Genomic DNA, 255 nt, shown 5'->3' with positions numbered 1-255 from the left:
TGATCTCAAGCAAATCTATCAGTCCGTCACTGAAGAAGAAGCGCGGCAGGCGCTGGAACGGTTCTCTGAACGCTGGGACGATAAATACCCCCAGATCAGCCGTTCATGGCGTACACACTGGGAAAACCTGAACACACTGTTCAACTACCCTCAAGACATACGCAAGGCTATTTATACAACGAATGCCATTGAGTCACTGAACAGCGTTATCCGTAAGGCTATTAAAAAACGGAAACTGTTTCCAACGGATGACTC

General features: G+C 47.5%; 1 protein-coding gene. It reads left to right on the top strand.

Annotated elements, in window-relative coordinates; genetic code table 11:
- The coding region (locus tag JW499_RS22220) for a transposase (protein WP_205212569.1) at positions 1 to 255 on the top strand (255 nt) is incomplete at both ends.

The sequence above is a fragment of the Amphritea pacifica genome, assembly GCF_016924145.1.
Classification (GTDB): Bacteria; Pseudomonadota; Gammaproteobacteria; order Pseudomonadales; family Balneatricaceae; genus Amphritea; species Amphritea pacifica.
This window is presented reverse-complemented; position numbering and strand designations above follow the sequence as displayed.